This is a genomic window from Variovorax sp. GW460-12-1-14-LB1 (genome assembly GCF_059423605.1).
On sequence record NZ_JBWKYF010000150.1, the window covers coordinates 1 to 3,758 of the forward strand.

Here is a 3,758-nt window from a genome sequence, read left to right on the forward strand (position 1 = left end):
GGGTGGGGGATACGGGAGAACCCGAGATTTTACCGGGCGAGCCGCGCCCGGCCTCGATACAGGGCCAACACCCCACTGATGCTCTCTTGTGTCGCAGGCCCGGCTGCTAGAGTTGCCCCCCATGCAAGGGCTGCACCTCACCGCCGATCTCCACGACTGCCAATGCGGCCTCCAATGGCTCACCGACGGGCGCGCGCTCGGCGAGGTCTGCACCAAGGCCGTGGCCGCCGCCGGGCTGCAGGCCGTGGGCAAGCTGGTCCACGGCTTTCCGGCCACGCCGCAGGGGCCGGGCGGCGTGACGGCCACGCTGCTGCTGGCCGAGTCGCACCTGTGCATCCACACCTGGCCCGAGCAGCGCGGCGTGACGCTCGATGTGTACGTCTGCAACTTCGGCGCCGACCACTCGGCCAAGGCGCATGCGCTGATGGCGTGCCTGGTGGCGCTGTTCCAGCCCCGCCACAGCGAACGCAACGAACTGCAACGCGGCCGTGTGGCCGGGTCGGTGCAGTGATGGCGGTGCGCGCGATGATCCTGGCTGCCGGCCGCGGCGAACGCATGCGGCCGCTGACCGACACCACGCCCAAGCCCCTGCTCGAAGTGCGCGGCAAGCCGCTGATGCAGTGGCCGATGGAAGCGCTGGCCGATGGCGGCTTCACCGAGCTGGTGATCAACACCGACTGGCTGGGCGCGCAGGTCGCCGCCCGGTTCGGCGCGAGCCCCGTGCTGGACGGGCGTGGTGCGCTGTCCGTCTCCTATTCCGACGAGGGCCGCGACTTCGGCGGCGCGCTCGAAACGGCCGGCGGCATCGTGCGCGCGCTGCCGCTGCTGGGCGAGGTGTTCTGGGTCGCGGCCGGCGACGTGTTCGCGCCCGGCTTCCGCTTCACCCAGGCCGCGGTCGACCGCTTCCTGGCCAGCGGCAAGCTCGCCCACCTGTGGCTGGTGCCGAACCCGGCGCACAACCCCAAGGGCGACTTCGGCCTCTCGGCCGACGGGCTTGCGCTGAACCAGGCGGCCGAAAAATACACCTTCTCGACCATCGGCCTGTACCGCGCCGCGCTGTTCGCGCCGCCGTACTGCGACATCCCGGCCGGCAACCCGGGCGGCATCAAGGCCCCGCTGGCGCCGATCCTGCGCGCCGCCATGGACAACCAGCAGGTGAGTGCCGAGCTCTACACCGGCGACTGGACCGACGTGGGCACGCCGCAGCGCCTGCGGCAACTCAACGCCGGGGTCGCGCCGGCAGCGGGCGCATGACGCTCGCGCCGCTGCCCGACGCCCTGCGCCTGCTGCCGCAGCGCCTGCAGGACCTGGCCCTGGCCACCGCCGCCGAACGCAACGACGGCGCGCCCGAAGACCCGCTGACCGTGCCGCTCTACGTGAGCGACTTCACGCGCCTGAGCCTCGCGCCCATGCGCCAGGGCTGGCACGTCGAATACTTCGGCGACACCTGGGGCGACGCCTTCGACGAAACCCTGGCCTGCCTGAGCCGGCAGGACGTGGCCGACTGCATCACCTCGCTGTCGTTCAACGGCCCCGACAGCGGCGCCAACGGCTCGCGCGAATGGATGTTCACGCCGCTGCTCGAGAGCCCGGTGATGTTTCCCCGCCTGCGCTCGCTGTTCATCAAGCCGACGCAGCCGGAGGACCACAACCAGTCGCTCGTCTGCACCAGCGACGGCATCCTCGAGGAAGGCGGCGACATCGCGCGCTGGGTGCGCAAGACGCCGCACCTGAGCGAACTGACAGTGCCGAACCCACCGAACGCCGACTTCTTCGCCGTGCCGCTGCCGCAACTGACCAGCCTGTGCGTCGGCGCCCATTTCGCCACGCAGCACTTCATCCGCCACCTGGCCGCCGCAACGCAGCTGCCGGGCCTCAGGCTGCTGGATTTTTCCGAATCCACCGAGCAGCAGATGGCGTGGCCGGCCGACCGGACCCCCGGCGGCATCACGGCCTTCGAAGACTACGTGGCCTTGCTGCACAGCCCCGTGGGCGCGCAGCTGCGCGTGCTGAGGCTGCGCAACACCTGCCTCGACCTGGCCCAGCTGCAGCAGCTGCAGGGCGTGCGGCAGCGGCTGCAATTCATGGTCATCCAGTCAACGATCGGCGGCTACGTCAGCCACTTTGCACAGGATGTGTTCCCATGGCGGCATCTGGTACCCGCGGACCCCGGACTTGCACCGTATCGAAAGTGAAATCCCATGCTCAATGACACCACGATCTACGCCGAGCGCCGCGCGCGCCTCGCTTCGCAACTGGGCAAGGACGGCATCGCCATCGTTCCCACCGCGCCCGAGCGCCAGCGCAACCGCGACAGCGACTTCCTGTTCCGCCACGACAGCTACTTCTACTACCTGACCGGTTTCACCGAGCCCAACGCCTGGCTGGTGCTGGCGGGCGACGGCCGCGCCACGCTGTTCTGCGCACCGAAAGACCTGGAGCGCGAGATCTGGGACGGCTACCGCCTCGGCCCCGATGCCGCCCCCGCCGCGCTGGGCGTGGACGAGGCCTTCTCGGTGAACGACCTCGACGCCAAGCTGCCGAAGCTGCTCGAGAACCGCTCCACCGTGTGGTTCCCCTTCGCCACCCACAAGGGCCTGGAAACCCGCATCGACGGCTGGCTGCAGTCGGTGCGCGCGCGCGTGCGCTACGGCGCGCTGTGCCCCGAGGAGCAGCGCGACCTGTGCGGCCCGCTCGACGAGATGCGCCTCGTGAAGGACGCGCACGAGCAGGACATCATGCGCCGCGCCGCGCAGATCAGCGCCCGCGCGCATGTCCGCGCGATGCAGCTGTCGGCGCGCATGCTGCGCGAGGGCAAGGACGTGCGCGAGTACCACCTCGATGCCGAGTTGCTGCACGAGTTCCGCCTGGGCGGCTCGCAGTACCCGGCCTACGGCTCCATCGTCGCGGCCGGCGCCAACGCCTGCGTGCTGCATTACCGCGCAGACGCCGCGCCCGTGCGCAAGGGCGAGCTGGTGCTGATCGACGCCGGCTGCGAACTCGACGGCTACGCCAGCGACATCACCCGCACCTTCCCGGCCGATGGCAAATTCAGCGGCCCGCAGCGCGCGCTGTACGACCTGGTGCTGGCCAGCCAGGACGCCTCGGCCGCCGCCACCAAGGCCGGCAACCGCTTCAACGACCCGCACGGCGCGGCCGTGAAGGTGCTGGCGCAGGGCATGCTCGACCTGGGCCTGCTCGACGCCAACAAGGTCGGCGGCGTCGACGACGTGATCGACTCGCGCGCCTACTTCCAGTTCTACATGCACCGCACCGGCCACTGGCTGGGCATGGACGTGCACGACTGCGGCAGTTATGTCGAACCCACGCAGGTGGGCGAGGTGAGCGAGCGCAAGGACCCGCTGTCCAACGAACTCATCAAGAACCGCCCGAGCCGCATCCTGCACCCGGGCATGGTGCTGACGCTGGAGCCCGGCATCTACGTGCGCCCCGGCGAGGGCGTGCCCGAGAAATTCCACAACATCGGCATCCGCATCGAGGACGACGCGATCGTCACGGCCACGGGCTGCGAGCTGATTTCGCGGGGGGTGCCGGTGAAGGCGGATGAGATCGAGGCGTTGATGCGCGCCTGAGCGCGGATCAGCCGGGCAGCGCGCAGAACAGCGCCTGCCCGATCGCGAGCACCGCTGCGCCCGCGGCAATGCGCGGAAAGCGGTGCGGCAAGCCACTCAACAGCCCGACCGTCGCCAGCGCCGCCGCGGTCAGCGCCCCGAGCCACAGCACCCACCCCACCGACC

The 3,758-nt window shown here is 70.3% G+C and carries 4 protein-coding genes; all 4 read left to right on the forward strand.

The window, feature by feature from the left end:
- Positions 1-121: 121 nt before the first annotated feature.
- The 4 genes from AC07Y4_RS32725 to AC07Y4_RS32740 are packed head-to-tail and all read left to right on the forward strand — an operon-like array spanning position 122 to position 3,593.
- The gene (locus AC07Y4_RS32725) at positions 122-511 is read left to right on the forward strand and encodes an S-adenosylmethionine decarboxylase family protein (protein ID WP_062473535.1); all 390 of its coding nucleotides are present in this window, start codon (positions 122-124) and stop codon (positions 509-511) included.
- Positions 512-525: 14 nt separating this feature from the next.
- On the forward strand, positions 526-1,254 hold the full coding sequence (locus AC07Y4_RS32730; protein ID WP_095747784.1) for a nucleotidyltransferase family protein: 729 nt from the start codon (positions 526-528) through the stop codon (positions 1,252-1,254).
- Positions 1,251-2,195 (forward strand): hypothetical protein, encoded by a 945-nt coding sequence (locus AC07Y4_RS32735; RefSeq protein WP_095747347.1) that lies wholly within the window; start codon positions 1,251-1,253, stop codon positions 2,193-2,195. The genes AC07Y4_RS32730 and AC07Y4_RS32735 overlap by 4 nt, the downstream gene beginning before the upstream one ends.
- A gap of 6 nt (positions 2,196-2,201) precedes the next feature.
- Positions 2,202-3,593: an aminopeptidase P N-terminal domain-containing protein gene (locus AC07Y4_RS32740; protein ID WP_487847687.1), complete on the forward strand. Its 1,392-nt coding sequence runs from the start codon at positions 2,202-2,204 to the stop codon at positions 3,591-3,593.
- Positions 3,594-3,758 lie beyond the last annotated feature (165 nt).